At 46.8% G+C, this 4,531-nt stretch carries 2 protein-coding genes; one reads left to right on the top strand and one right to left on the bottom strand.

The features are described 5' to 3' along the window. The coding region (locus B3D59_RS00395; RefSeq protein ID WP_286817107.1) for a hybrid sensor histidine kinase/response regulator at nt 1-1,518 on the top strand (1,518 nt) is incomplete at its 5' end. A gap of 70 nt (nt 1,519-1,588) precedes the next feature. Here B3D59_RS00395 and B3D59_RS00390 read toward each other — a convergent pair. Beyond that, nucleotides 1,589-4,348: an EAL domain-containing protein gene (locus tag B3D59_RS00390; RefSeq protein WP_286817106.1), complete on the bottom strand. Its 2,760-nt coding sequence runs from the start codon at nt 4,346-4,348 to the stop codon at nt 1,589-1,591. Nucleotides 4,349-4,531: the final 183 nt, after the last annotated feature.

The following is a 4,531-nucleotide window of genomic DNA, read 5'->3' as shown; positions in this document are numbered from 1 at the left end:
TCAAGTCATATGACCAGAACTATAGATGCTATCTTTATTTTAGGTCCGGAAAAACCGGCACGCATAGTTGAGATGAATAAAGCTGTTTCAACCCTCTTTGGCTACACAAAAGATGAAATCCTGGGACAGCCAGCTGATATGCTACATGTTAATGAAAAACATTTAGCCGAATTTCAAGATGCTTTATTTCCTGCTGTTAAAAAACAAGGTTATTTAACGAATTTCGAATTTTCAATGAAACGCAAGGATGGTCAGATTTTTCCCACAGAGCATACTGTTTTGGAACTAAAAAACAAATCAGATCAAAGAACCGGATGGGTTTCCATTATTCGAGATCTTACAGAACGCAAAAAATTTGAATCACACATTCGTCAAACGCAAAAAATTGAATCCATAGGCAATCTTGCCGGTGGTATCGCCCATGATTTTAATAACATTCTGTTTCCAATTGTCGGAATGTCAGAATTACTTCTTGAGGATCTTCCCCCCGAAAGCAATGAAAGAGAAAAAGCGGAAGAAATATATAAAGCCGGAAAAAGAGGAAGCGATCTTGTGAAACAAATCCTGGCATTCAGCCGTCAATCAGATCAAAAGCCGATACCAACCAGAATTCAAAAGGTGCTGAAGGAGGTGTCCAAACTTATTCGTTCTACAATTCCTGCAAATATTGAAATTAACTGGGACATACAAGAAGATTGCGGCATGGTCATGGCAGAACCTACACAGTTGCATCAGATTGCAATGAATCTTATCACAAACGCTTATCATGCTGTTGATTCTGGGAATGGTAAAATTAATATCCAATTAAAAGAAAAAGAATTTAAGAAACATTCGATTACAAAAAACCAGATAAAACCTGGTCGTTATGCAATGCTATCCGTATCTGACAATGGATGCGGAATAGATTCCGAGACACTGGAAATGATTTTTGAACCCTATTTTACGACCAAAGAACAGGGTAAGGGAACCGGTTTGGGTCTTGCAGTAGTTCATGGCATTGTTAAGGAATATGGCGGAGAAATTTTTGTTACCAGTGAGTCGGGTAAAGGATCTTCTTTTGAAGTATGTATTCCACTGATGAAATCAAAATACATTCCTTTGACAGATGATTTACAGAGCATCTTACCATCAGGAGCGGAAAAAATTCTCGTTGTTGATGATGAAATTTCAATCGCAAAATTAGAAGGCCAAATGCTTGAACGACTGGGTTACAAGGTAACCATATCAATAGGCAGTCATGATGCACTAAATTTTTTTGAAAAGTCACCAAAAGCATTTGATTTGATTCTTACTGATATGTCTATGCCCAATATGACGGGGGACCAGTTGGCATATGAAATAAGGCAGATCAGGCCGGATATACCCATCATAATCTGTACCGGTTTCAGTGAACGGATTAATAAAGAAAAAGCTGAAGAGATAGGTGTGAATGGATTTTTAATGAAGCCTATAGGTAAATCTGACATGGCTCAAATGATTAGAAAAATATTGGATAAAGCTAAAAATTCCATCTCATGATCAAGATAGAAAATTCCATAACACCTATGAATTCTGCCCAAATCAATCCCAAAAGGTATGCCCAGCCGGTTTACGCGGTCTTTACTTTTCGGCCCAGGTAGGAGACAAACTCCTCATAGGGCATGGGCTTGGCAAAAAGATAACCCTGGATCATATCACAGCCTTCTTTGGCAAGGTAATCCATCTGGCTTTCGGTTTCCACGCCTTCGGCGATGGTTTGCAGCGACATGGCCCGGGCCATGGCAAGGGCCGCGCGGACAATGGCTCTGCTGGACTCATCCTTTTCAATGCCGCGGATCAGGGAGGCGTCTATCTTCAGCGCGGTCAGGGGCAGATTTTTAATGGAGTTGAGCGAAGAATACCCGGTACCGAAATCATCCAGCTCAACCTGCAATCCCATGCTGCGAAGTTCCTTCATAATGTTTCCGGCACGGTTCATATCCTGGACAAGGCTGGTTTCGGTGAGTTCAAATTTCAATCGTAACGGCGTGGCGCCGGTTTCATGGAACACCCGTTTAACGGTTTTGATAAAATTTTCATCGGCAAACTGCAGGGCACTGATATTCACAGCCAGGGCAAAATCTTCGGGGAGCTGGTATTTTTCCAAATCCATGACAATGGTGCAGGCCTGCTTAAGCACCCATTCCCCCAAAGGCAGAATCAGACCGGTACTTTCGGCCACAGGGATAAAAGAGTCCGGACTGACAGGCGGTTTGTCCCGGGGCAGCCATCTGAGCAGGGCTTCTGCACCGCACAGCATACCGGTTTTCAATACCTGGGGCTGAAGATAGAGGCAGAATTCGCCGTTATCCAGGCCGGTCTGCATATCCAGGGCCATGGCGCTTCTGGTGTCCACAATGACCTGGCGAGCCTTGGAATAAAAACAGATGCGGTTGCGGCCCAGGTCCTTGGCCTCGTACATGGCCACATCAGCGTGTTTGAGTATCTCGCTTTCATCCCGGTCCCTGCCGTGAAAAATGGCCACCCCGACAGAGGCACTGGTGTGGTGAACATGCCGGCCATCTCCCAGGATATAGGAGCGGTTCAGTTCCGACCTGATTTTTTCCGCCACAGCCATGACTTTGTCATTGCCTATGGTTTCATCATTGCCCAGACACTCCAGAATCACAACAAATTCATCCCCGCCAAGGCGGGCCACGGTATCTGCTTCCCGGACACAGCCGGCAAGGCGTCTGCCCACTTCCACAAGCAGGGCATCCCCGATATCATGACCTTTGGTATCATTCAGGCTTTTAAAATTATCCAGATCCAGCATGAGCACGGCACCACACTCTTTGTTCCTGCCGGACAAAGCAACGGCATGGGCGAGTCTGTCCATCAGCATGCGGCGGTTGGCAAGCCCGGTCAGCGGGTCATAAAGGGCCAACCGTCGAATCCGGTTTTCTGCCAGCCGCCGTTCGGTGATATCCCAGATATAGCCGTACCACAATGTGCCGCCGTCCATCATTTGCTCCGGGGTGGCATGGCCCTCAAGCCAGAGCTCGCCTTTTTCCGGATGCCTGATCCGGAACTGGGCTTTCCAGGTTCTTAAAGATATGGCCGAGGCATCAATGCTCTCGATAACCTTTTGCAGATCTTCTTCATATATCAGATCTGAAAGCGCCCGGGTGTCGTCCTGGAGTAAATCGGGAGTGACGCCCCAGGTCTGCTGAATCCCTCGACTGACATAGGACATGCACCCGGTTTTGTTCCTGTCACGTTTATACTGGAAGATAAATCCGGGGATATGCCGGGACAACTTATCCAGTCTGTTTGATAACTCTTTGCGCTCGGTGATGTCATGGATGGTGCCTGAAATTTTTAACACACGCCCATCAGTGTCCTTCACAGAAGTCGCCTGCTGATATACCAAACGTTCAGATCCGTCCGGCCGAATCACCCGGTACTCCATATTTAATGCATCCGGATTCTTGGCAAGGGCATTGAAATGATTTTTAACAATGTTTTTATCATCCGGATGGATAAAGGTAAGTACATTTTCACTGTTCATTTCAACAGTGCCCATGGATCTTCCGATAATCTCATAGACCTGATCCGAACAGCTCAACGCCCCGGAGGCCACATCCATCTCCCAGTCCCCGACCAGGGCAAGTCTTTGGGCCTCCACCAGACGCTGGTGGGTGTCTGTCAACTGGGTCACGGAGGCCTGCAGAGAGTTAAGGGCCTGGCGCACCTGTTTTTCCAAGGGTCTGAAAATAAAAAATGCCTCCAGGAGCAAAGCGGCCAGGGCTGCCAGCCATACAATCCCTTCAAACCGTTCTATCTTGACAATGGCGGCTCTGCCGATGCGCTCATATTCGTCAACCGCTGCATCCAAAAGGGGGTCAAGCACATGGGGGCCGTAATTGACCAGGTATATATAGTCAATGGACCCGATGGACAAACTCTCCAGATCTGTTTCATACACATTTTGGGCCCGTTCCAGAAACCGTTGCAGGGCAGAGTCCAGACCCATCATAGGGTCTTCGTAAATGGTTTCCAGGGCTTCATTGGTCACCTTGGGAATTCGGGTTTCACTATCGCCTTCTTTTAAGGCCTTGTGGGCGGCCTGCATTTTATGGATGGTCAGACCCACCTGACTTCGGGCCTGGTTGAATTCGGTTTCATCATCGGTGGCGGCCATCAGGCTTGCAAAATACGCAATGCGGTTGGTAAGGCCGGCCTGGTGCCCGGCAAGGTTGATCAGCTGGGAGAAATCACGCTGTTTTGAAATGAGATGCTGCATGGTAAAGAACGAGGTGGTCACAAGAATGGCAATGGCACTTAAACCAAACACATAACGCAGCCGCAGATTTCCAACAATGCTCAAAGGTAGGCCCTCCTCTTTATTTTATCAACTTCCATTAGCCAACATTCTTTACCATGCATTTGTTAGTGTAGTATTAAAAATCGGGACAGATAGAAAAAGGCGGCAGAATCCCACCGCAAAAAACGGTTTCAGTTCACCCAAACTGTTTTCGGCATCTCTTTTTTCGGCCTTGGTCATATTTTA

Source organism: Desulfobacter sp. UBA2225 (assembly GCF_002348205.1).
In the GTDB taxonomy this organism is placed as follows: Bacteria; Desulfobacterota; Desulfobacteria; order Desulfobacterales; family Desulfobacteraceae; genus Desulfobacter; species Desulfobacter postgatei.
This window is presented reverse-complemented; position numbering and strand designations above follow the sequence as displayed.